Origin of the sequence: Nocardia sp. NPDC049737 (assembly GCF_040674755.1) — a bacterium.
Classification (GTDB): Bacteria; Actinomycetota; Actinomycetes; order Mycobacteriales; family Mycobacteriaceae; genus Nocardia.
Genome location: NZ_JBFANH010000002.1, coordinates 358385 through 382149, shown reverse-complemented (window position 1 = coordinate 382149; position 23765 = coordinate 358385). Strand labels below are relative to the sequence as shown.

Here is a 23765-nt window from a genome sequence, read left to right as displayed (position 1 = left end):
ACGACCCTACTACTGCGGCACAACAACTACTCTCGATCTCGTGATTGCGCACGAACAGCTGGTCCGCGACTACGAGGCCGGAATCGGTGTACCGGCCTCCGGCATCGTACCCGCCGACGATCCGGGCAGCTGTTTGGCTGCGACGCTACCGGTTTGGGCGCTGGCCGCCGGATCGGTGGCCGTGGTGACGGCCGCGGCGAACCGAATCCGCGACGCACACCATCTCAATCCGGTGCTGCACCGGCTGGACCCGGTACGGATCACCGCCGCCTTCTCCAGTGAACGCCTGCTGCGCGTCGGCGGTGCGCCCGCCAAGATATTCGCGGATCTGTCCGGATTCTTTCCCACCTTCGACGGCTGGGTCCGCACCCATGTCAACTATCCGCATCACCGCGCGCGATTGCTCGCCTCGCTCGGCCTGCCCGACGACGCCCCCGTCGATCTTGCGGTCGCGCAGATGGCGATGAGCCGGGCCAGCGATATCGAGGAACATGCGGCCGCGCACGGCGCCATCGCGGTCCAGGTGCGTTCCGAGCAGGAGTGGGCGCAGAGTCCGCAGGGCCAGGCCGCCGCATCGGGTTCAGTGGTGGCGATCGACACCCGAATCGACCAGGGCGAGCTCGGCCTGCCGATCGGCGCATCGCCGTTGCAGCCGTTGCGTGGGGTCCGGGTACTCGATCTCACGCGCGTGATCGCCGGACCTGTCGCGACCAGAACCCTTGCGCTGCTCGGCGCCGAGGTGATGCGGATCGACCCGCCGCACCTATCGGAGATCCCATGGCAGTACCACGACACCTGCCAGGGCAAACGCTCCACACTGCTCGATCTGCACCGGCACCTGCCGCAGGTCAACGAGCTGCTCGCCGCCGCCGATGTGCTGATCACCGGATATCGACCGGGCGCGCTGGAAAACGCCGGACTCACCGCCGCCCGTCGACCCGGCCTCGTGCACGGTCGGATATCGGCGTGGGGCGAATCCGGCCCGTGGGGTCGGCGGCGCGGTTTCGACAGCATCGTGCAGGCCGCCGCCGGAATTTCGATTGTCGAGGGCGCACCAGCGGTACCGGGGACGCTCCCCGCGCAGGCGCTCGACCACGCCTCCGGCTATCTGCTCGCGGCCGGTGTGATCGACGCACTGGTCGCCCGCGCACATGACGGCATCGGGCGCGATGTCCGAGTCGCATTGGCGCGCACCGCATCCTGGCTCCTCAATGCGCCCGGCCGCGCCCCGCGTCATCCGCAGGCCGCGCCGCCGAGTCCGATGGCGGCGGTCACCCACGGCAATGTCACCACCGCCGCGCCGGCGCTCGCCGAGTATCCGGATTACGCGTGGCCCGCACCGCGGTACGGTGCTGACCGGCCGGTGTGGCCGCTGCACACCCGGTAGAACTCGCGCTGGTCGACGCCCTCAGGACTCACCGGCCAGGGCCGCGATGGCCTTGGCCAGCCGCGCGCCGTCAGGCAGGTTCCCGCCGTGGGTAATCGTCCACAGGATGCCGAGTCCCTGGGTCAGCACGAAGTACAGTTCGGCGATCGCCAGGGCGGTGTCCGCGTCCAGATCCGGACGTGATTCCCGTAAGGCTCGGGCGATGTCCTCGTATGCACCGTTGAGGCTTTCGTCCATGTACGTCCGTGATTCCGGCGTCCGCGCGACGCGCACCAGATTCTCCAGACTGGCCAGCATGCCGTCCCGGTTGTCCTCGAAGACCTGCGGCATCGCGTTCCACATCTGCGTGAACGCCTCCAGGGGCGGCTGCCCGCTGCCCGCGCGGACCAGCGCCTCCATCCGGTCGCCGATATCGTTGCCGAGCGCCTCCGCGAGCGCCTCGGTGATCAGCCGATCCTTCGAACCGAAGTGGTAGCCGATCGCGGCCAGGCTCACACCCGCCGCCGCCGCTATATCGCGCGCGGTCGTCTTCGCCACGCCACGTTCGATGATGGCCTTACGCGCTCCCGCCAATAGGTCTTCTCGGTTTCCCATGACCTCAGCTTACACACGACTAAGACATTTGTACTAGACATTCGTGCCAACCACGTGTTAGACATATGTCTGACACACTCGTTCGAGCGATTGGCCCGATAATGAGCACCAACTCCCTCCACATCCTCATCAGCGGCGGCGGCATCGCGGGCAACGCGCTCGCACTGCAGTTGCTGCGAGCAGGCATCCGAACCACCGTCGTCGAGCGCGCACCCAAGCCGCGCCCCGGCGGACAGGCAGTAGACCTGCGCGGACCGAGCCGCGAGATCGCCGAGCGGATGGGACTCATGCCGGGCATTCGCAAGTACCAGCTCGACGAGCGCGGCATGGCCTACGTCGACGAAAACGGCCGGGAGTTCGCCCGGATGCCCGCGGAGATGTTCGACGGCAAGGGTCCGGTGGCCGAAATCGAAATCACCCGAGGCGATTTGAATCAGGTCCTGCTCACCGAACTCGCCAGCACGGCGGGCGAACTCGATTACCGCTACGGGGAATGGATCGCGGCGCTGCGCCAGGACGACACGGGTGTCGAGGTCGACTTCGCATCCGGGCGCACCGAGCGTTTTGATCTGGTCGTCGGTGCGGACGGTGTGCACTCGGCGACCCGGCAGCTGGCCTTCGGACCGGAGGAGCGGTTCGTCACCTATCTCGGCGGCTACATGTCGTTCTTCACCATCCCGACCCCAGCCGGAACCGAGCCGGGCTGGTTCAAGATGCATACGGTGCCCAGCGCCGCGGTCGCGATTCGGCCGGATGCCGATCCGGCCACCTCCAAGGCCATCATCACCCTGCGCACCGAGGCCGATCCGGCGCTGCGCCGCGACGTTGCCGCGCAGCAGCGGCTCATCCACGACATGCTGGCCGAGGCGGGATGGGAGACACCGGCGGTACTCGACGCGATGACCACAACCCCGGACTTCTATTTCGACATGCTGGCCCGTGTCGATATGCCTTCGCTGTCGACTGGGCGAGTCACGCTGCTCGGCGACTCCGGCTTCTGCGGCTCCCCGATGACCGGTATGGGTACTGCCATGGCCATTGTCGGCGCCTACGTCCTGGCCGGTGAAATCGCAGCCGCGCCAGATGATCTCGCGACAGCACTGACCCGCTATGAGCAGATCGTCGAACCGTTCCTCGACAAGGCCAAGGAGCTGCCCGGTGGCGGCATCAAGATGATGCTGCCCACTTCCCGCCTCGGCACACGGATGGCCCGCACGAGCATGAAGGTCATGACCTCACGGGTCATGCGTCCGGTAATGCTGCGGATGATGTCGAGTACCGACGACTACGTGCTGCCCACCTACTGAGCCGCCCGGGCCCGCTCGCTACGCTCGACTGGTGCGACAGAAGATCGTCATGGACGTCGATACCGGGATCGATGATTCACTCGCGCTGCTCTACCTGCTCGCCTCCCCGGAGGCCGAGATCGTGGGAATCGCCGCCACCGCGGGCAATGTGCCCGCACCGCAGGTGGCGGCGAACAATCTCGCCTGGCTGGATGTGTGCCGAGCACCCCATATCGAGGTCGCGCTGGGCGCCGCGGACCCGCTCGCGATCCCGCTGCGCACCACCGAGGACACACATGGGCCGCAGGGTGTCGGTTATGCGCAACTGCCGCCATCGGCCCGGCCGATCTCGTCCCGGTCGGCGGCCCAGATGTGGGTCGATCTGGTGCGCGGGGCTCCCGGCGAGATCATCGGACTCTGCACTGGACCGCTGACGAATCTGGCGCTCGCAGTCCGCCTCGAACCACGGCTACCGCTGCTGCTGCGGCGGCTGGTGATCATGGGCGGAGCCTTCAATCACCCCGGCAACACCACCCCGACCAATGAATGGAATGTGCACGTGGATCCGGAGGCGGCCAAGGAGGTCTTCGATGCCTTCTCCGCCGCCCCCGCCGATCGGCGGCCGATCGTGTGCGCGCTCGATATCACCGAGAGCATCGAGATGCGGCCCAAACATGTGGCGCAACTCGCCGAACGCGCGGGCAGCCTGCCCGTGGAGATGGTTTCGGAGACCGACCCGCCGGAGGCCAGGTCGGCCACGAGCAATCCGATCGTGCGGTACTTCACCGATGCGGTCCGGTTCTACTTCGACTTCCACAAGCTCTACGACCAGGGCTACCTCGCGCATATGCATGATCCGTTCGCGGCGGCGGTCGCGCTGGATCCGGCGCTTGCCACTACTCGACCGGCCACCGTCGATGTCGAACTCGTCGGCGCCATCACCCGGGCAACCACCGTGGCGGACTGGGTGGGCATGTGGGGCCGAGAACCCAACGCCGACATCGTGGTCGGCACCGACCCGGAGGTGTTCTTCGAACGATTGATCACCAGGGTCGGTGACTTCGCCCGCTCGGTCTACCCGCAGGAGGCTGCTCCATGATCGGCGACAGCGACGACAATACCTACCTGACCGATTTCCGCACCCGGCTCGAACTGCCCGGAATCATCGACGTCCATACGCATTTCATGCCGGAGCAGGTCATGGCCAAGGTGTGGGCATACTTCGATTCGGCCGGTCCGCTGGTCGGCCGGGAGTGGCCGATCGCCTACCGCGATGATGAGCAGGTCCGGTTGAAGACATTGCGCGACTTCGGTGTTCGCGCGTTCACCGCACTGGTGTATCCGCACAAGCCGGATATGGCGGCGTGGCTCAACGAATGGACCGCCGACTTCACCGAACGCACCCCGGACTGCCTGCACACGGCGACGTTCTATCCCGAACATTACGCCGACAGTTACGTCGAGGCGGCGATCGAGCGGGGTGCCCGGGTGTTCAAGGTGCATGTGCAGGTCGGCGACTTCCATCCCGGTGATCCGCTGCTGAATCCGGTGTGGGGCATGATCGAGGACGCCGGAATACCGGTGCTGATCCACTGCGGCTCCGGACCCGTGCCCGGCGAGTACACCGGACCGGAGCCCATTGCCGGTCTGCTGCAACGCTATCCGCGGTTGAAGCTGATCATCGCGCATATGGGCACGCCCGAGTATTCCGAATTCCTGGATCTGGCAGAGGAATATCCGGGCGTGCACCTGGACACGACCATGGTGTGGACCGATTTCACCGAGGCTACGGCCCCCTTTCCGGTCGCCGAGCACGACAGGCTGCATTCTTTGAGCGAGCGCATTTTGTTCGGTAGCGATTTTCCGAACATCCCCTACTCGTACGGACATTCGATCTTCGCACTGGAACGCTTGGAGCTGGGTGATTCTTGGCTGCAGCAGGTGTGCTATCGAAATGCCGCAGGGCTCTTCGGAATCGCGTGATGCTCACATCGAGACGACGGTGAATCTGATCTGCCGGTGCGCGGGCCACTCTGCCGCGTCGAGCAACGCGACGGCGAAATCCGCCATGGAAATCGCTGAGACGCCGTCGGCATTCGTCAGCAGTTCGTCCAGGCCGAGCCGGTAGGTGCCGATTCGCCGACCCGGCACGAGTTCGGCGGGCGGGCTCGAGTACGTCCAGTCGGCGGCGATTTCGACGCGCCAGATGGCGAGTTGATCGAACGCGGCCTCGTCACTCGCGACCACCCTGCGCACCCTCCTCGAGGCCCACGGCCATTCGGTGTGACGCGCTGGGCAGTGATGAACCCGCAGCGGCGTTGCCGCGAGCTCAGCCGTCGAAGGCGTCGAGAAGCTGCTCGGCGGCTAATGCGGCGGTCAATGTACCGTCGCGTACCTGCTTTTCCACTTGCGCGCGAATGGCTTTGACGTTCGGGTTCTCCGCGAGGCGGCGCAGTAGTTGGTCGTGCACCATGGTCCAGGTCCAGTCGACCTGTTGGCGGCGGCGCTTTTCGGCGAATTCACCCGCCTCGGTGAGTACCCGGCGGTGTTGGAGTACGGTGTCCCAGAACTTGTCCAGCCCATGGCCTTCGAGGCCGCTCATAGTGAGCACCGGTGGGCGCCAGAGCGCGTCGTGCGGATGGATGAGGCGCAGTGCCCCGGCCAATTCGCGGGCCGCGGACTTGGCCTCGATCTCGTGCTTGCCGTCGGCTTTGTTCACCGCGACCAGGTCGGCGAGTTCCAGGACGCCTTTCTTGATGCCCTGCAGCTGATCCCCGGTGCGGGCCAGGGTCAGGAAGCAGAATACGTCGACCATATTCGCGACCGTCACTTCGGACTGGCCGACGCCGACGGTCTCCACCAGGATCACGTCGTAGCCCGCGGCCTCCAGCAGCACGATGGTCTCGCGGGTCGCCTTGGCGACACCCCCGAGGGTGCCCGCCGTCGGCGAGGGACGGATATAGGCGTTGCGCTCCAATGCCAGTCGCGCCATGCGCGTCTTGTCACCGAGGATGGAGCCGCCGGTTCGGGTGGAGGACGGGTCGACGGCCAGCACCGCGACCCGATGCCCCTTGCCGATCAGATCCATGCCGAGCGCATCGATGAACGTCGACTTGCCGACGCCGGGAACACCGGTGATGCCGACACGATTCGAGGTGACCGTATCGGTGGGCGGGGTCAGTTTCAGCAGCAGTTGCTGCGCCAGCTCCCGATGATCGGCCCTGGTCGACTCGACCAGAGTGATGGCCCGCGCCAAGGCGGCCCGCTCCTGGGAGCGAACCGCCTGCGCGAGTGCGTCTACATCGATTACACGCTGACGCCCGCCCGTCGCCCGACCACCACCCACCATGGGATCGCTGCGCGATGCTGAAGTCATTGGCTGCTGCCGCCACCGATCTCATGACCGAGCTCGCCGGCCAACTTCTTCAGCAGATCGATCGCGGCATCGGCGATCACTGTGCCGGGCGGGAAGATCGCCGCCGCACCCGCCGCATACAGCTCCTCGAAGTCACCCGGCGGGATGACGCCACCGACGATGACCATGATGTCGGGACGTCCGACATCGGCCAGTGCCTGCCGCAGCGCGGGCACCAGCGTGAGGTGGCCGGCCGCCAGTGAGGACACACCGACGACGTGCACGTCGTTGTCGGCCGCCTGCTGCGCCACCTCTTCCGGGGTCTGGAACAGCGGGCCCACATCGACGTCGAACCCGAGGTCGGCGAAGGCCGTGGCGATCACCTTCTGACCTCGGTCGTGCCCGTCCTGGCCCATCTTGGCGACCAGGATGCGCGGCCGCCGCCCCTCCGCGTCGGCGAATTCTTCGACGAGTTCGATCGCCTTGCTGATATTGGTCACCTTTCCGGCCTCGTCGCGGTACACACCGGCGAGCGTACGGATCTCGGCCTGGTGGCGGCCGTACACCTTTTCCAGTGCATCGGAGATCTCACCGACGGTGGCCTTGGCGCGCGCCGCATTGATGGCCAGCGCGAGCAGGTTGTTCGCCATGCCACCCTCGGAAGAGCCTGCGGCACGGGTCAATTCGGCCAGTGCCCGCTCCACCTCGGCCGAATCACGTTCGGCGCGAAGCCGGTTCAGCTTCTCGATCTGCTCGGCGCGCACCCGCGAATTCTCGACCTTGAGGACCTCGACCTGCTGATCCTCTTCGACCTGGTACTTGTTCACGCCGATCACCGGTTGCTGGCCGGTGTCGATGCGCGCCTGGGTGCGGGCGGCGGCCTCCTCGATGCGCAGCTTCGGGATGCCCTCGCCGATCGCCTGCGCCATACCACCGTGCGCCTCGACCTCGGCGATATGCGCGCGGGCGCGGTTGGCCAGCTGATGGGTGAGCCATTCCACGTAATACGAACCGCCCCATGGGTCGATCGGCCGCGTGGTGTTGGACTCCTGCTGGATCAGCAGCTGGGTATTGCGGGCGATGCGCGCGGAGAAGTCCGTCGGCAGAGCCAGCGCCTCGTCGAGGGCGTTGGTGTGCAGCGACTGGGTGTGGCCCTGAGTGGCGGCCATCGCCTCGATGCAGGTGCGCGCCACGTTGTTGTACGCGTCCTGCGCGGTCAGCGACCAACCGGAGGTCTGCGAATGCGTTCGCAGCGATAGCGATTTCGCGCTCTTGGGCTCGAACTTCGCCACCAGCTCGCTCCAGAGCAGCCGTCCCGCACGGAGTTTGGCGACCTCCATGAAGAAGTTCATGCCGATGGCCCAGAAGAACGACAGGCGTGGCGCGAACTTGTCGACCTCCATACCCGCGGCGATACCCGCGCGGATGTACTCGACACCGTCGGCGAGGGTGTAGGCCAACTCCAGATCGGCCGTGGCTCCGGCCTCCTGGATGTGGTAGCCGGAGATGGAGATCGAGTTGAACTTCGGCATCTTCGCGCTGGTGTAGGCGAAGATATCGGAGATGATCCGCATCGAGGGCTTGGGCGGGTAGATGTAGGTGTTACGGACCATGAACTCCTTCAGAATGTCGTTCTGAATGGTTCCGGCCAGCTGTTCCGGTGCGACGCCCTGCTCCTCGGCCGCGACCACATACAGCGCGAGGATCGGCAGCACCGCACCGTTCATGGTCATCGACACCGAGACCTGATCCAGCGGAATGTGATCGAAGAGCTGACGCATGTCGAGGATGGAATCGATAGCGACACCGGCCATCCCGACATCACCCTGGACGCGCGGGTGGTCGGAGTCGTAGCCGCGGTGCGTGGCCAGGTCGAAGGCGACCGACAGACCCTTCTGGCCCGCCTGCAGGTTGCGGCGATAGAAGGCATTCGAATCCGCGGCGGTGGAGAAACCCGCGTACTGGCGAATGGTCCACGGCTGGTTCACATACATCGTCGGGTACGGACCACGCAGGAACGGCGCGACGCCGGGCACGCTGTCGAGCGGATAGCCTTCGGCCGCAATGGCATCGCGGTCGGCCTTGGTGAAAACCGGTCGCACGTCGATACCTTCGGGCGTCGACCACACCAACTGTTCGGGGGTGTAGTTGTTCGCCTCGGCCGCGGCACGCACGAAGGCGTCGACCTGTGCTGAGTCGACGGCGGCGGATTCGGCCGGACGTTCGGACAGCGGCACCTCGGCGAAACTGCCGATCCGGTGCTCGATGCCGCCGGGTTCGTCGATTTCGCCCGGCTTGTCGATATGACTCAATGTCATCAGGCTCCCACCTTCTCCAGCAGGTCGGACAGTGCGGCCACCGCATCGATGCGGGCCGCGAGATAACCGTCGGGGCGCTGCGCGTCGCTCAGGTCGGCGACGGCTTTTTCCGCACCGGCCAGCAGCACCGTCCCGATCCCGGCGGCACGCAACTGCTCGACCGCCGGCCCCGCCTGCTCGGCGTAACGCTTGTCCGAACCACATAATACGGCGATCGCGGCACCGGATTCGGTTGCCGCCGTACCGATTCCGGCCACTTCCAGGGGACCGGGGTTGATCGACTCGATACCGCCCGAGGCCAACAGGTTCGCGATGAAAGTGACTCGAACATTGTGTTCGGCCACCGTGCCGAGCGGCACCAGCAGCGCACGTGGTCGCGCCCCCTTGGCCGCGAGGTAGGCGTCCGAGCGGTTGCGCAGCGTCTCGAAGGCGGCGCCGTAGCGCACCACCTGTCCGGGCTGACGCGCGGCCTCCGATAGCGGCTGTTCGGCCAGGTTCGGGAATTCGTTGACACCGGTGACCGCCGTCTTGCGGTGTGCCACATCGGCGTCCCGGGCCGACCGGGTCGCGGCGATCCGCTCGGCGAGCAGGCCGGTGTCCAACGCGGCCGGATAACCGCCCGCGGCCTCGAGCTCCTGCATGAACTCCCACGCCTTGGCGGCGAGCGCGGCGGTGAGATCCTCGACGTACCAGGAACCGGCACCCGGATCCTGCACATGCCCCAGATGCGACTCCTCGAGCAGCAGCAGCTGCGTATTGCGAGCCATGCGATTCGCGAACGACTTCGACACGCCGAGCTCGCCGGGCGGCAGCGCAGAATCGAAGGGCAGCACCGTAACCGTGTCCGCTCCACCGACTCCCGCGCCGAAAGCCGCGAGAGTGGTGCGCAGCATATTCACCCATGGGTCGCGCTGGGTCATCATCGCCGCGGAGGTCACCGCATGCTGCGGTGCGTCACCGAATGCGGGCGCGCCGCACACATGCGCTACGCGGGCCCAGAGCTGGCGGGCCGCGCGGAATTTCGCGATGGTGGCGAACTGGTCGTCGGTCGCGGCGAAGCGGAACTCCAACTGCTCGAAGGCATCCGCGATGTCCTGGCGGTCTTCGGTGAGTGCGCGCAGGTAGGCCAGACCGGCCGCCACCGCCGCACCGAGCTCCTGCGCGTCCGAGGCACCCGCATCGTGAAAGACGGTGCCGTCCACCGTGATGGCGCGCACGGTCTCGGGTCGCTGCACCGCCTGACCGGCCAGGGCGATCGCCTCCGCCAGTTCGACATCGGCGGTTCCGGCGAAGCGACTGGTGAGCGGGGCCGCGCCCAGCGCGACTCGAATTTCGGTCCGGTCCGCTACCTGGTAACCGTCGAGTTGTGCGAAGACCTGTTGTGCCGCTGCGGAAACCGCATCACCAGCGGCGAGTGTCAGCGGTGCGAGTTCGAACAGCAGACCCGAGAGTGCCGCGGGCAGTTCGGCCACCGGCACACCGCGCTCGCCTGCACCGAGCCACAGTGCACTGATCCCGTTCTCCAGCGTGGCCAAGATCTCGCGATTCGCCGCAGCGCCATCGGCCGCGCCGATGAAAGTGCTGACATACCAGCCGCGCCGCACATCCCTGGTGGCGTCCCGGCCACGGACGAACGGATATTCGCCCGGTAGCGGCAGTTCGGGCCGCTCATCCCCGCGGGTGTACAGCGGGGCGATGGTCAGACCGTCATAGGTCTGTTCCTCGAGCAGCTTTTCTGGCTCCTCCGGAAGTTCGGCGACGTCGACCCTGCGGGCCTTCGCCAGTACCCCCGCCACGCCCTTGCGCCATGCGGCGTAATCAGGCACCGGCTCTGAAGCAATCGGCATAGCTGCTGTTCCTCTTCTCCTCGACGCACACCCTCGTGTGCGCCCGAAACCGTTGCATTCGCCCAGCTCAGCGAGCACATCGGTTAACGAGCATTCGTCCCGTTCCTTCGATGCTAGCGGCAGCTGCGCAGGCGGTTGTCCGTGGCCGCCACTACCAACCGGTAACCTGGCGCGGTGCTCAGGCTCATTCGGGACCCACGCATCCTCGCCCTGCTCGTCGGTGGCGCGGTGCTGTTCATCGCGGCCATGCTGGTCCCGCTGCCGACACCGCAGCAGATGCAGGACTGGGCCACCTCGGTCGGCCCGATCTTCCCGCTGCTGTTCTTCGTGGTCCACGCGCTGGTCACGGTGGCTCCGGTCCCGCGGACCGTACTGACGGTCAGCGCGGGCGTCCTGTTCGGACCCGCACTCGGCATTGTCCTGGCCGCCTCGGCAACCACGGTCAGCGCGGCCCTGGCGATTCTGCTCGTCCGCGCGCTGGACCGAGAGCGCGTCGCCGCCCATCTCACCCATCCGGCGGTGCGCTCCATCGATGAACGCCTCGAACGCCGGGGCTGGCTCGCGGTCGGATCGCTGCGCCTGATCGCCTTCGCCCCGTTCTCGGTGATCAATTACTGCTGCGCCCTCTCCTCGATCCGCTTCTGTCCCTATCTGATCGCCACCGTCATCGGCATCCTCCCGGGAACCGTCGGCACCGTCATCCTGGGCGATGCCCTCACCGGACGTACCCACCCCGGCATGCTCGTAGTCTCCGGGGTACTCATCGCCATCGGCATCATCGGTTTGATCGTCGACGCGCGCTGGTCGCAAACCCACGAAGCGGATCTCGAGACCGCCCAGGTCGCCGTGTCCGACTGACGCACCGGCGTTGCCTGGGCAGCGCATGCACGCCGTGCGTCGATTCCGGTTTGCGGTTGCGCGCGGAGGGCTAATCCGCAACAGCAACGACCGCTCGAAGGGAGGTGACGAACGATGGTGGTACACGCAGTCGAACCAGGGCCGAACGGCAATAACCACGACAACTGGAATCAAGACCCCCGCGAAGATCTAGCCGACGACGTCATCCGACCGTGGGGCCGCTGACAAGCTAATCGACGGTCAACTCGATCGGGATGGCGAAGACATCGACCATCGCGCCGTTGCGCAATACCGTCACCGGCATCGAGACCCCGATGGCGTCGCCGAAGAGTTGGCGTTGTATGCCTTGGGCGTCGGCCACTTGCGAGCGGGCGACGCTGAGTACGAGGTCGCCGCGGCGCAGCCCCGCGTGATCGGCGGGGCCGCCGCGGACGACTTCGACAATGCGGACACCGGCATGTTGGCCGGTGCGGGCGGCGACGGCTGCGGGCAGTGGGGCCGGAACGCCGACCAGGCCGAGGTAGGCGCGGCGCACGCGGCCGTCTTTCAGCAGGGTATTGATGATGCGGCGAGTGGTGGCATTGATCGGGATCGCGAGACCGAGTCCGACGCCCGCGACCGCCGTATTGACACCGACTACCCGTCCCGATGAATCGGCAAGTGCGCCACCGGAATTGCCCGGGTTCAGGGCGGCATCGGTTTGGATCACATCCTCGATCACGCGACCGGCTCGGCGAGAGGCGACCGGGACAGCTCGCCCCAGCGCGCTCACCACGCCCGCGGTTACGGAGCCCGCCAACCCCAGCGGGCTCCCGACCGCCACCACTAGTTGGCCGACCACCAGCTTGTCGGCATCGCCGAGTACCACCGCACCCGGCGCACCGGCGCGGGCGCGCAGCACGGCGAGATCGGAGAGCGGATCGATGCCGACGACGTCGATGCGTGATTCCACACCGTCCGCGAACACCACATCGCCGCTGCTCGTCGAGCCGACCACATGCGCATTGGTGAGCAGGAATCCGTCATCGGTGAAGACCACCGCGGATCCGCTCCCCCGCCGGGTTCGCACACTCGCAACATGCGGGGTGACCGACGCCGCCACGGCGATGACCGAACGTGAGTACGCGTCCATCGCCGACTCATCGAGATCGTGTCGCCGTGTGGCGTCTTCCGGACCCGACAACGGGATCGACTCGTCGTCCACGCTGACCACCATCCTGCTCATCAGGCGCGCACTCGATATCTAGGCCGCCCTCTCCAGCATCCTCCGCTGGGCCCTGCGCTGCAGGGTGTTCGCCGCAGGCGCAACCGGATTCATCCGACGTTCACCAACGCCGAGGCAGCGCGTTCATGCGGATCCGCGCATAGGCCTACCCAAGTCGCCTGAGACGGTCTCGCGGCAGTGTCGCGCACCCACGGCATAGAGCCCATCGAGGCGCGCTGGGACCCGAGCAGACTGCGCGAGCACAATTGTTGCCGCCCGCGCACAGTGTCAACGGACGGACCTCCCCTGCTACGAATTCGCCTACGCCCCCGGTACGCGATCCAGGAAGCCGTGCACACCGATGATCCGTCCGTCCTCGGCGAGGGTGATCACATCCGTCCCGGCGACCGGCGCGCTCCCGTCGGCCGCGACCAGCTCCCAAGAGAACCGGGCGGTGTCGTGGTGTCCGTCGACCGCACCGAGCTGCCGGAATTCTAAGCCGGGGAACTGCTGGTGCACGCCCCCGATGGCGGCGCTGAGTTGCTCGTGCCCGGCGACATCGGCCAGCGGATCGGTGTAGAAACCGTCCTCGCGCCATGCCGCGGCCACCGCCTTCGCCCGCGCCTCGTCATCGATGGCATTCCACGCCGTGAAGTAGCGCCGTACCGCGTCCTCATACTGAGACATAGCGAATCATCCTCTGCTGGAAGGTATTTCGGTCCTCCGCCGGAAAGCTCCGGCGGATACCTCAACCTTGCCCGCTACCGATCGCGGAGTCGATTACGCGCGAGGTAAGGATCATCGCGCGAACCACCGCGGCCACTGGTGGCCGCGTTCCCACACCGTGTCCCCGGCGACCACGACCAGGTCACAGATCTCCGTGACCGCGCGCCGCGACGCCCAGATGTGCTCTCTGCTCGGCACGATGACCGCATGCGCACCGCAGCGCACGATGGCCGCGAGCAGCCGTGCGACCGGATCACCCTGCGGACCCACCTTCATCGAGACCAACTCGTATCCCATACGAGCCGCGCAGGTGCGGGTGGCCCGCAGATCGTGATCCACCATCGATCCCGAAATATCCCACCGTACGAACCCGATCGCCCAAGGTTTGATCGCCACCCCGTTGCCAAGTGACCCCGTTTCGCTTGCCAACCGCCCGACGCCCTCCCATGGTTCCGACCTGCTCATGTCACCAACCCTGTCTGCCAGCACCCACCCAGAACAGTAGAAAAGCGGCCCGGCGCGGCACCATGGTTTTGCGGGGATTTGCGGAAGTTGTTGACCCATATGGCGCTGACCGGTGACGATTGTGTGCAGCCAGCGCAATGCCCACGCGAGACGAGGCCACTCTGATGCGTATACAACTGCTCGGCGGACCCACCAACAACACCGGCTCGCCCCGGCTCTGGATCGATGAGGATCGACATCTGTATCTCGTGCAGGGCTACCGGGTAGCCCATGACGCAAACCGCGTCGAAATACCGCATATGCTGCTCGGCTGGCTGCAGCCCGGCACGTATATCGGCGCTCCGCTGCTCGATTCGGGGCACGGTTCCTTCACTCTCGCCGGACAGCCGATCACCGATCCGGATGCCCTGGCGCACATGCGGATTCCCGAGCACGAGACCGCAGTCGCGGTCCCGGTCGGACAGAGCCCGTGGGAATGGTAATGCAATGCTCTTCTACACCATCGAGGAAACCAACGATCTCATCCGCGAAACCCGCGGCGACGCTTTCCATCTCGAGGTGTCCGATGATCACTCCCAGGTCTCCGACGAGACCGAACCGATGCGCCGCGTGCTCGCAGGCCTACCGCCGTTCGAGCAGGAGTCCTATCCGCCGTCGTGGCGGGCCTGGGAGGAGCTCACCAGCGAGGTCGCCGGACGCGGCGTGCCGATTCGGCGCGTGCGGGTGGTCTCGGAGCCGCTCACCGACTACGTTCGATTCCTGCACGCGCTCACCGATCGCAATCAGCGCTACGGCGAGGATATCCGCTGGCTGCCAAGGCATCTCGCCGATCCCGCAGAATACACCGCTGACGAATGGTGGCTGCTCGACGCGACGGTCGCCTTTACGATCTTCACCAAGACCGGCGATCTGGCGGGGGCCGCGGTGACTACCGACCCCGTGCTGGTCGCACGCTGTACGACAGTACGAGATACACTGTGGAACAAAGCAATTCCGCACCACGACTACATGCCCGGCGGGCGGAGTGGATGACCGGTGTCGAGCAGTCCCGGCAAGCCTTCGGGGCACGCTTACGTGAACTGCGCAAGGCCGCACATCTGACCGGTGTGCAGCTCGCCGCCGAAGCGGGCTGGCATTCGGCCAAGGTGTCGCGCATCGAACACGGTAAACAAACGCCGAGCGATAGCGATCTGGCCCAGTGGTGCCGACTGTGCGGCGCCGAACTGCTGCTGCCGGACCTGCGTGCGGCACTGGCGAATATCGAGGCGCTCTGGCAGGAGTGGCGGCGCATCGCGGCGACCGGGCATGCCCAGCAGCAGCGCCGCCGCATCGAGTTGGAGGCACGCGCCACCACCATCCGCAATTACGAGAACGCGGTCGTTCCCGGCCTATTGCAGACCGAACCCTATGCCAGGGCGGTACTCGAGTCCTGTATCGATTTCGTCGGCGGTATCGACGATATCGACCGCGCGGTAGCGGCACGAATTGCGCGCCAACGGATTCTGCACCACGGCACCCATCGGATCAGCATCCTGCTGGCCGAACAGGCGCTCTACACCACTGTCGGCGATAACGAGGTGATGGCCGGTCAGCTCGAACGGCTCATCGATCTGATGCCGCTGCCCCGACTCGGGCTCGGCATAATTCCTCGGACGGCGGATTTCCTTTACACCACAACATGTTTCGTATTGCTCGACAAACGCATCGCGGAGGTCGAGACCATCTCAGCGGGTCTCACCATCACCCAACCGCGGGAACTCGCGTATTACGAGAAGACCTGGGCGGCGCTGCACCGACAGGCTCGGTACGGTGAAGCCGCCCGAGCCATCATCACCGATGCGCTGAAACTGCGGTTGACGCAGCTGTAGTCGACGGTAGTCACAGTGCCGCACGGAGTTTTGCGGCATTCTCGTAATCGCGCTGCCATTCGGGGCCGGTCGGGGCGAGGATGACGCGTTCGACACCGGCGTCCCGGTGCGCGGCGAGCAGCTCGACGGCGGCCGAATGATCAGTGGGCAGTACCGGCGCGACCACGGTAACCGCGGGCACAGGTCGATCGAATTGTGCTGCCAGTGTGCGCAATTCGTCGAAATCAGCGGTCAACTGGGCCAGGCCGGGCTGCAGCGTGATCCAGCCGTCGGCGTATTCGGCCGCCCGCCGCCGCGCCCGAGTCCCATTGCCCGCCACCAGGACCGGTGGCATCGCCGATCCGGGGGCCAGCGCCACATCGACGCCGTTGACCGTGGCCGTCGCACCGGTGACGAGGTCGGGCAGCACCCGCAGTGCCTCATCGGTGCGCCGACCACGGTTCTCGAACGTCGTACCGGCCGCGCGCCAACCGATATCGCCGTGTGCCGGATTCCCGGTGCCGACGCCGAGCAGCAGCCGGTTGCCCGATACGTACTGCAGTGTGCTGATCTGCTTGGCTGCCCAAGCCACCGGGCGCAGTGCGAGCAGTATGACGTTGTAGCCGACTCGAATCCGGTCGGTGACGGCGGCCGCGGTTGCGAGCGTCACGGTGCTGTCCAACATGGGCGCGCTCGCCACGAGATGGTCGGTGGACCATACCGATTCGAGGTCGAGTTGTTCGGCGATGCGGGCGGCGGCCCGCACATCGCCGAGGATCGGGTGGGCCGGATCGGGAGTGGAGGTCGGAAGGATCACGCCGATGTCGAAGGTCATAAGCACAACGTTAGGAACAAATCGTGAGCGTTCCAATGGCTCGATCGCTCACCCCCATGCCCGCAACGCTCATTCCGTCGTGGCCGCCTCGGCGGGTTTGCGATGCAAGCCCTTTCGGTCGTAGTACAGAGTCACCACCGCGCCGACAACGAGGCCGATACCCAAACCGAGCACCGCCATCCAGCTACCGCGCGCGAGCCCGGCGGCACCGCTGGCATTGAAGTAGAGGATGGCGCGCACCCCGAGAAAGACCTGGTGCATGGGTTCGAAGGTGGCCAGCCATTCGAAGTACGTCGGCGTCGCCTCGATGGGCACGCTACCTCCCGAGGAGGGCAGGCCGAGCACGATGAACAGGATCAAATTGACCAGCAGACCCGCGGTGCCGAGCGCGGCCAGCACCGACAGCGCGGTCACCCCGACCGCGACGATCGCGAGCACGCAATACAGGAACAGTGCGAGCGGATGATCGAGCGGCACATCCAATGCCGCTGCGACACCGAGGAATACCGCGGAGACGATCGGGGCGGTGACGATGAGGATGGCCCACTTCAACAGCAGGGTACGGAAGCGGGAGATCGGCGCGGTCGGATAGTGCACGTACCACGGGCCGTACTCGGTGGGGGCGAAACCGAGGGCGGAATCGGTCATCGCGTGGATGATCATCGCACCGGTGAATCCGGCGAGCAGCACCATGATCGTATAGAAGAACGCGGACAAACCCTGTCCAGTTCCGTCGGGCAGCGGCCGATACGGATCGACCACCACCTGGATCGGATGGGCGAGCATCAATTGGCTGGCACCGGCAAGCTGTGGCGCCTGGCCGCCCCCGGCAGGTTGCAGCTGGGTCTGCACGGTGTCGGTGAGTTGTTTGCCGACGGTCTCCTGGACGCGAAGCAGCGCCTGATCGGCAATCCGTTGCATGACCCCGGTGGCGAAACTGCCGGCCCGGGGGTTCGTGTGCACCGTGATGATCGGCTGTTCGACCTTGCCCGGCACCACACCGGCCGCGCCGAGGATGGCCAGCCGCTTGGTGAAGTCACTGGGGATGACGATCGCGCCGTAGACCTTGCCCTGGCGCAGTTGCCGTTGCGCCTCGGCGAATCCGAGGATCCGCAGGTCGATCTTATCGGCGGGCAGGTTCGCGACGAGTGCGTCGGTGATCTGATTGCCGACATTCGTGGGCTTGCCGCCCAGGGTATCGCCGTCGTCCTGATTGACCAGCGCGACAGGGAAATCGTGCAAATTCTTGCTCGGATTGACTACGTACGCCAAATACATCGTGGCCAGTAGCGACATGAGCAGGGTGACCACGGCGATCGGGGCGATCCAGGCCCGTGGCCGCAGATGGCGGGCGGCGGTTGCGGCAGTCGTCATGGGCGCACGGTAATCCGTCGCGGCGGTATTTCGGTACCGATCCGGCGCGGGTCGGTGGCTGCTCACACCACGGGACCGGCACCCATCACCGAGACCGCGGTCACAATCTCGGCGCAGCCAGCCTTTGCGTTCGATGTAGACCAGCGGGTTCACCGCGGCCACCAAGGTCATCAGTGTGGCGGCGAGAAAGCCGTGCTCCCATTCCAATTCGGGCAATGCTTCCGTACGTCCAGTGGCCGCGCTCGCCACGATGCACTGGCGAGCGCCTTTTGGCGGGGCATCCCGCTGACTACATGCGTTCGGGGGCGGCGATGCCCAGGAGGCCAAGTCCGTGCGCTAGCGTCCGGGCGGTCGAATCGCACAGTGCGAGACGGTTTTTCCGTACCTGGTCGGGCGCGGTGAGGACGGGGCAGGTCTCGTAGAAAGACGTGAAGTCGCGTGCGAGAGCATAGAGGTAGCCACACAATCGATGAGGTTCGAGAATGGCCGCAACCTCGACGACAACCGTGCCGTAGGCGTCGAGTTCGAGCGCCAGTGCCCGCTCCGCGGGTGCGAGTGCGACGGTCGGATCGATCCGCACATCGCGATCGTGCGCTTTGCGCAGGATGGACCGGATCCTGGCGTGCGCGTATTGCAGATAGACGCTGGTATTGCCGTTCAATGCGACCATGCGGTCCAGGTCGAAGGTGTAGTCCTTGACCCGGGATGTGGACAAGTCGGCGTATTTGACCGCGCCGATTCCGGTCGGTTCGGCGATCGCGTCGAGTTCGGCGGCTGACAGTTCCGGATTCCGTTCGGCGACAACGGCTCTGGCCTTCACCACCGCCTCGTTGAGGAGGTCGGTCAGTCGGACCGTGCCGCCCGCACGGGTTTTGAATGGCCGCCCATCCGGACCGAGCACAGTGCCGTATGCGATGTGTTCGGCCTCGGTGCCACCGGTCGACCAACCGGCCCGCCGGGCAGCTTCGAAGATCAGCCGAAAGTGCAAGGCCTGACGGGAATCGGTGACATACAGCAGCCGTTCGGCACGCAGGGTCTGCACCCGGTACCGGATAGTCGCCAAATCCGTTGTGTCGTAGCCATATCCGCCGCCCCGCTTGCGCACCATCAGCGGCACCGGCTGGCCGTCAGGGCCATCGACCTCTTCGGAGAATACGACCAGAGCGCCGTCGCTCTCGACGGCGATCCCCTTCTCGACCAGTTCGGCAATGATGTCGGCCAGCATCGGGTTGTAGAACGACTCGCCGACATAATCGTCCGCCGTCAGCAGCACACCGAGCCGATCGTAGATCTCACCGAACGCCCGCTCCGATTCAGCGACGATCTCCCGCCACCGCCGCAAGGTTGCCTCATCGCCGGATTGCAGCGCCACCACCCGAGCCCTGGCCCGCTCCGCGAATGCCGGATCACCGTCGAACTCGGTCCGCGCCGCCTTGTATAGCCGGTCCAATGCCGAAACCGCCGACGAATCGCCGCTCAGCTCATCATGCCGCCAGCGCACCTCCGGATGCTCATCCAGATATTGGATCAGCATCCCGAACTGAGTCCCCCAGTCCCCCAGGTGATTCTGCCGAATCACCGCCGCCCCGAGAAAGGCCAGCACCCGCGCGATGCAGTCGCCGATAACCGTCGTGCGCAGATGCCCGACATGCATTTCCTTGGCGATATTAGGGGCCGAATAGTCGACCACTGTCCGCCGACCGCGCTCGAAATCCGGTACGCCCAAGCGATCGCCAGCTAGACGCGCCGAAACCTGTTCCCACACAGCATGGTCCGACACCGCGAGGTTGAGGAATCCCGGACCGGAGACCGTCACCGCGTCGAGCAGCGCATCATCCGAATCCAATGCCGCGACCAATTCAGCTGCGAACTCAGCGGGCCGCACCCGCACCCGGTTCGCCACCGCAAGCGCGACGTTCGACTGGAAATCCGCACGCTCGGAGCGTCGCACCACCGGATCGGTCCCCACCAGCTCCGGACGAGCGCGACCGATCGCCTCCGCCACGGCCCCGGCAACCCGATCGAGCAGCGGCAACACCCCAGAATCAGCCACGCGCAATCCCTCCTGTCCTTGTGGACCGTGAGTATTGCAGCGCACCCGGTGCCAGGCCGAACCATTTTTCCGCCGCGGACAACGGCACCATCGTCTGGCGCGTCCAAAACCATTCCCACACAACAACACCCGACCCCTGCGCCATCGCGCTCCAACTGGCAACGCTCACCATCGATCTCGCGCCGTAGCCAGCGAATAAATCACCCCGGACCTCGACAAAAGATCCGGGGTGTTCACGGTTTACTGCGACGGCGGCTGCCAGGACTGTCCCTGCGGCCCGTCCGGGCGGAATGGGGGCTGGTGCGGTGGAGTCTGCTGCGGCGGGATCTCCTGCCGTGCTGGCATTACCGGCTGGTGCGGGTAGGGCTGGGTTCGGGTGACCGGAGTCGCCACGCCCTCCACCGATGCCCGCGCATCGGCCTCCGCGGCACGCACCGCCTGTTCGATGGCCGGATCGCGGGCCGTATCGAACCAGCCCTCGACATCGGAATCGTCCTCCGGCTTACTCTCCACATCGTCGGCCGGGGCGGGCTCGTAGCGGAATACGCCGTCCTCGCCCTTGGTCGCGAAGTTCTGGGCGAAGCCCTCGAGCGCCTTGCCGAAATCGCTCGGCACCAGCCACACCTTATTGGAGTCACCACGCGCGACCAGCGGCAGGGTCTGCATGTACTGGTAGGCAAGCAGTTCCGGCGTCGGCTTACCGGATTTGATTGCGGCGAAAACCTTTTCGATGGCCTTGGCCTGTCCCTGCGCGTTCAGGTAGGCCGCGGCACGCTCACCCTGGGCGCGTAGAATCCGGCTCTGCCGTTCACCCTCGGCCGCCAGGATCGAGGACTGCTTGGCACCCTCGGCGGACAGGATCTGCGCCTGCTTGGCGCCCTCGGCCGTCTTGATCTGCGATTCGCGGGTGCCCTCCGCGGTGAGGATCATGGCGCGCTTCTCGCGGTCGGCCTTCATCTGCTTCTCCATCGACTCCTGGATCGATGGCGGCGGGTCGATGCTCTTGAGCTCGACCCGGGCGACGCGCAGTCCCCAGCGTCCGGTCGCCTCGTCGAGCACCCCGCGCAGCTGACCATTGATCTGATCGCGGGAGGTCAGCGTCTGCTCCAAGGTCATACCACCGACCACATTGCGCAGGGTGGTCACGGTAAGCTGCTCGACGGCCGCGATGTAGTTGCTGATCTCGTAGACCGCCGCCTGCGGGCTCGTCACCTGGAAGTACACGACGGTGTCGATATGCAGGGTCAGATTGTCCTCGGTGATCACCGGCTGCGGTGGGAAGGACACCACCCGCTCGCGCAGGTCGACCTTCGCCCGAATCCGGTCGGCGAAGGGCACCAGGAACGTCAACTGACCCGAGACGGTGCGCGAATATCGTCCGAGTCGCTCGATGACGGCCGCCTCCGCCTGTGGCACCAGGGCGATCGATTTGAAGACCACCACCACGACCAACAGCACCAGCACGGCGGCAACGATGAGCACAGCCATTTACGGCTCCTTCCAGACGACGGCCGTCGCGCCGTCGATCTTCATGACGTACACCGTGGTTCCCTTCGGATACTCGATCGTCGAATCGAATGGCCGCGCGGTCCACTCTTCGCCACCGATTTTGACCAGGCCGCTGTGCGCGCCGACCGATTCCAACACCAGCGCCTGCTTACCCGGCAGCGCGTCGACATTCGTCGGGATCGGCGGCGGAGTTCCGAAGCGGCGCCGCAGAACTGGCCGCACCCCGAGCAGTAGCACCAGCGCCAGCACCGCGAAGATCACCGCGTCGGCGACCAGCCCGGTATCGGCCACGGCACTGACACCCGCGGTTCCGAGCGCGGCGACGCCCAACATCAGCAGCGTGAGGTCCCCGGTGAGCATCTCCGCGGCCGCGAGCAGCAGGCCCGCGACCAGCCAAACGATTGCGGTCACAGACACACTGTAGTGGCCCGAACCACTTCTGTGGCGCGACAGACCCAAGATCAGCGGCGGCAGTTCGGCGCGCCCCATGGCGCACTCCCCAGCCGTCTGAATCGAAACGACTGTGCGTCCGCTGATTTCGATTGCAATCGGGACACCACCACGATCCGCTGAACCAATCCGGCTGCGCACGCAACAACATCGCGTACGAAGGACGAGAAACCTGGCATGTTATCGATCCGGACGCGCCGATGGCCCGTACCGTCGTCCGCGACCGCCGCAACCACAGGCTCGACCTGCGCGAATTCAGCGCGTGCGGCCCATCCCTCGTCGTGCACGCCGGCACGAATACAGCGCATGATCGACGAAACCGGATTGGACGCCCGGGCGATCGCGGACGACACCATCGTCTATCGAGTGCGCGACGGAGCCTCTGGTCCGTTGTCTGGTCAACGAGCTCATCGCACGTTCCGGGGACGAATACGATCCGATCGATGCGACCACGGATGTACCCGGCGCGATCTGCCAGCGGCTCAATCGCCGCGGCGATACCGATAAGCAGGTCGAGCACAGCTGCTATGTCACCTATAAGCGCTATGTCGCGAACGTCAACAGCGATAACGGAGCCGATGTTCGGCAGAAGGTGGCGGCGCAATACGCGCTGTTCGCCCACAGTCTGTAACCGGCACGCCAACTCGCTTGCGCCGCAACCCGAACCGGCGGTGCTAGCTTCGAGCAGGTGAGTGGGCGTGACTTATATGGCGGAGACATCTTCTCCGGACATTCGCGATCGAAGAAGCGAAGCGTGCCGACGGTCGTGGCCGAACGCGATCTCGTGGTGGAGGATGCGGCGACCGGATTCTGTGGTGCCGTGATCGGATTCGATCGCAGCTATGACGGCGAATTCGTCAAGTTGGAGGATGCGCGCGGTGCGGTGCGGTTGTTCGCATTGCGCGAGGCGGCGTTCCTGATCGACGGTGCGCCCGTCACTCTGGTCCGGCCCGAAGCCGCGGCACCCAAGAAGCCGACCAGGTCGGCGTCGGGTTCGACTCGGGTGGATGGGCTGCGCGCGCAGGTCGCGAAGACGAGCCGGATCTGGGTGGAGGGCGTCCACGATGCCGCGCTGGTGGAGCGGGTCTGGGGACACGATCTGCGGGTCGAGGGCGTGGTTGTCGAACATCTCGAGGGTTTGGACAATCTGGCCGAGCGGCTGACCGAGTTCGCGCCCGGACCGGGGCGGCGCGTCGGTGTGCTGGTCGACCATCTGGTCACCGGTTCGAAAGAAACCCAGCTGACCACCGGTCTCGGCAAGTATGTGCTGGTCACCGGGCATCCGTATATCGACGTGTGGCAGGCCGTGCGCCCGGCCGCGATCGGCATCGCGGCGTGGCCGGAGGTGCCGCGCGGCGAGGATTGGAAGACCGGCATCTGCCGTCGGCTCGGCTGGGGCACACCGCAGCAGGGATGGCGCCGGGTCTACAACGCCGTCGAATCCTTCCGCGATCTGGAATCCCCCCTGATCGGCGCGGTGGAGCGACTCATCGACTTCGTCACCGAACCGGAGTGATCATCGTTATCGGGTCCAATCGCTGAAATCATGTCCCACTCCGCGGAATTCGGCCTGCACGCCCACGACCGCGGCGCACTCGCTGTTCCAGTACTCGCGGTACCGGGCGGCGGATCGATGCGCGCAGCTCACCAGGCTATC

22 protein-coding genes are annotated in these 23765 nt (G+C 65.9%); 9 read left to right on the top strand and 13 right to left on the bottom strand.

Annotated features, from left to right (window positions below; genetic code table 11):
* Positions 1 to 40 precede the first annotated feature (40 nt).
* Positions 41 to 1387 (top strand): CoA transferase, encoded by a 1347-nt coding sequence (locus AB0J47_RS04700; protein WP_364340500.1) that lies wholly within the window; start codon positions 41 to 43, stop codon positions 1385 to 1387.
* Between the two features lie 21 nt (positions 1388 to 1408).
* Here AB0J47_RS04700 and AB0J47_RS04695 read toward each other — a convergent pair whose 3' ends face one another.
* On the bottom strand, positions 1409 to 1981 hold the full coding sequence (locus tag AB0J47_RS04695; RefSeq protein WP_364340498.1) for a TetR/AcrR family transcriptional regulator: 573 nt from the start codon (positions 1979 to 1981) through the stop codon (positions 1409 to 1411).
* 101 nt (positions 1982 to 2082) lie between these two features.
* Between AB0J47_RS04695 and AB0J47_RS04690 the strand changes: the two genes are divergently transcribed.
* From AB0J47_RS04690 to AB0J47_RS04680, 3 genes are read left to right on the top strand one after another with little or no spacing between them, the layout of a single operon-like run.
* Positions 2083 to 3288, top strand: coding sequence for an FAD-dependent monooxygenase (locus tag AB0J47_RS04690; protein ID WP_364340496.1), 1206 nt, complete (start codon positions 2083 to 2085; stop codon positions 3286 to 3288).
* 28 nt (positions 3289 to 3316) lie between these two features.
* Positions 3317 to 4366: a nucleoside hydrolase gene (locus AB0J47_RS04685; RefSeq protein WP_364340732.1), complete on the top strand. Its 1050-nt coding sequence runs from the start codon at positions 3317 to 3319 to the stop codon at positions 4364 to 4366.
* Positions 4363 to 5250 carry an amidohydrolase family protein gene (locus tag AB0J47_RS04680; protein ID WP_364340494.1) on the top strand — a complete coding sequence of 296 codons (888 nt, stop codon included), beginning with the start codon at positions 4363 to 4365 and terminating at the stop codon, positions 5248 to 5250. The genes AB0J47_RS04685 and AB0J47_RS04680 overlap by 4 nt, the downstream gene beginning before the upstream one ends.
* Positions 5251 to 5253: 3 nt before the next feature.
* Here AB0J47_RS04680 and AB0J47_RS04675 read toward each other — a convergent pair whose 3' ends face one another.
* From AB0J47_RS04675 to AB0J47_RS04660, 4 genes are all read right to left on the bottom strand, one after another.
* On the bottom strand, positions 5254 to 5514 hold the full coding sequence (locus AB0J47_RS04675; RefSeq protein WP_364340492.1) for a hypothetical protein: 261 nt from the start codon (positions 5512 to 5514) through the stop codon (positions 5254 to 5256).
* An 82-nt stretch (positions 5515 to 5596) separates the two neighbouring features.
* Complete coding sequence (gene meaB, locus AB0J47_RS04670) at positions 5597 to 6616, bottom strand: methylmalonyl Co-A mutase-associated GTPase MeaB (protein WP_364340730.1); 1020 nt, start codon at positions 6614 to 6616, stop codon at positions 5597 to 5599.
* Positions 6617 to 6639: 23 nt separating this feature from the next.
* Positions 6640 to 8940 carry a methylmalonyl-CoA mutase gene (gene scpA / locus AB0J47_RS04665; RefSeq protein WP_364340489.1) on the bottom strand — a complete coding sequence of 767 codons (2301 nt, stop codon included), beginning with the start codon at positions 8938 to 8940 and terminating at the stop codon, positions 6640 to 6642.
* Complete coding sequence (locus AB0J47_RS04660; protein ID WP_364340486.1) at positions 8940 to 10787, bottom strand: methylmalonyl-CoA mutase family protein; 1848 nt, start codon at positions 10785 to 10787, stop codon at positions 8940 to 8942. The genes scpA and AB0J47_RS04660 overlap by 1 nt, the downstream gene beginning before the upstream one ends.
* Positions 10788 to 10961: 174 nt before the next feature.
* On the opposite strand from AB0J47_RS04660, the gene AB0J47_RS04655 reads away from it, so the two are divergent.
* The gene (locus tag AB0J47_RS04655; RefSeq protein ID WP_364340484.1) at positions 10962 to 11645 is read left to right on the top strand and encodes a TVP38/TMEM64 family protein; all 684 of its coding nucleotides are present in this window, start codon (positions 10962 to 10964) and stop codon (positions 11643 to 11645) included.
* A 229-nt stretch (positions 11646 to 11874) separates the two neighbouring features.
* Here the strand turns inward: AB0J47_RS04655 and AB0J47_RS04650 are convergent, their stop codons facing one another.
* The 3 genes from AB0J47_RS04650 to AB0J47_RS04640 form a co-directional block, all read right to left on the bottom strand.
* On the bottom strand, positions 11875 to 12777 hold the full coding sequence (locus tag AB0J47_RS04650) for a trypsin-like peptidase domain-containing protein (RefSeq protein ID WP_364340728.1): 903 nt from the start codon (positions 12775 to 12777) through the stop codon (positions 11875 to 11877).
* Between the two features lie 393 nt (positions 12778 to 13170).
* Positions 13171 to 13536, bottom strand: coding sequence for a nuclear transport factor 2 family protein (locus AB0J47_RS04645; protein ID WP_364340482.1), 366 nt, complete (start codon positions 13534 to 13536; stop codon positions 13171 to 13173).
* A 111-nt stretch (positions 13537 to 13647) separates the two neighbouring features.
* Entirely contained in the window at positions 13648 to 14040 is a 393-nt protein-coding gene (locus AB0J47_RS04640) for a hypothetical protein (protein ID WP_364340480.1), read from the bottom strand.
* A gap of 164 nt (positions 14041 to 14204) precedes the next feature.
* On the opposite strand from AB0J47_RS04640, the gene AB0J47_RS04635 reads away from it, so the two are divergent.
* The 3 genes from AB0J47_RS04635 to AB0J47_RS04625 are packed head-to-tail and all read left to right on the top strand — an operon-like array spanning position 14205 to position 15908.
* A complete protein-coding gene (locus AB0J47_RS04635; RefSeq protein WP_040691888.1) occupies positions 14205 to 14522 on the top strand; it encodes a hypothetical protein in 318 nt (105 codons plus the stop codon).
* Between the two features lie 4 nt (positions 14523 to 14526).
* A complete protein-coding gene (locus AB0J47_RS04630; protein ID WP_364340477.1) occupies positions 14527 to 15072 on the top strand; it encodes a DUF6879 family protein in 546 nt (181 codons plus the stop codon).
* Entirely contained in the window at positions 15069 to 15908 is an 840-nt protein-coding gene (locus AB0J47_RS04625) for a helix-turn-helix transcriptional regulator (RefSeq protein WP_364340475.1), read from the top strand. Before AB0J47_RS04630 ends, AB0J47_RS04625 begins: the two co-directional genes overlap by 4 nt.
* A 10-nt stretch (positions 15909 to 15918) precedes the next feature.
* On the opposite strand, the gene AB0J47_RS04620 is transcribed toward AB0J47_RS04625, so the two are convergent.
* The 5 genes from AB0J47_RS04620 to AB0J47_RS04600 all read right to left on the bottom strand — a co-directional run bounded on the left by AB0J47_RS04620 (position 15919) and on the right by AB0J47_RS04600 (position 22069).
* Positions 15919 to 16722 (bottom strand): LLM class flavin-dependent oxidoreductase, encoded by an 804-nt coding sequence (locus tag AB0J47_RS04620; RefSeq protein WP_364340473.1) that lies wholly within the window; start codon positions 16720 to 16722, stop codon positions 15919 to 15921.
* Between the two features lie 69 nt (positions 16723 to 16791).
* A complete protein-coding gene (locus AB0J47_RS04615; RefSeq protein ID WP_364340471.1) occupies positions 16792 to 18096 on the bottom strand; it encodes a DUF3533 domain-containing protein in 1305 nt (434 codons plus the stop codon).
* A gap of 289 nt (positions 18097 to 18385) precedes the next feature.
* Complete coding sequence (gene argS, locus AB0J47_RS04610) at positions 18386 to 20149, bottom strand: arginine--tRNA ligase (protein ID WP_364340469.1); 1764 nt, start codon at positions 20147 to 20149, stop codon at positions 18386 to 18388.
* A 240-nt stretch (positions 20150 to 20389) separates the two neighbouring features.
* The gene (locus tag AB0J47_RS04605; protein ID WP_364340467.1) at positions 20390 to 21637 is read right to left on the bottom strand and encodes an SPFH domain-containing protein; all 1248 of its coding nucleotides are present in this window, start codon (positions 21635 to 21637) and stop codon (positions 20390 to 20392) included.
* Positions 21638 to 22069, bottom strand: a complete 432-nt coding sequence (locus tag AB0J47_RS04600; protein ID WP_364340465.1) for an NfeD family protein — start codon at positions 22067 to 22069, stop codon at positions 21638 to 21640. It abuts the gene before it with no gap.
* Between the two features lie 727 nt (positions 22070 to 22796).
* On the opposite strand from AB0J47_RS04600, the gene AB0J47_RS04595 reads away from it, so the two are divergent.
* Positions 22797 to 23624: a DUF3097 domain-containing protein gene (locus AB0J47_RS04595; RefSeq protein WP_364340463.1), complete on the top strand. Its 828-nt coding sequence runs from the start codon at positions 22797 to 22799 to the stop codon at positions 23622 to 23624.
* Positions 23625 to 23765: the final 141 nt, after the last annotated feature.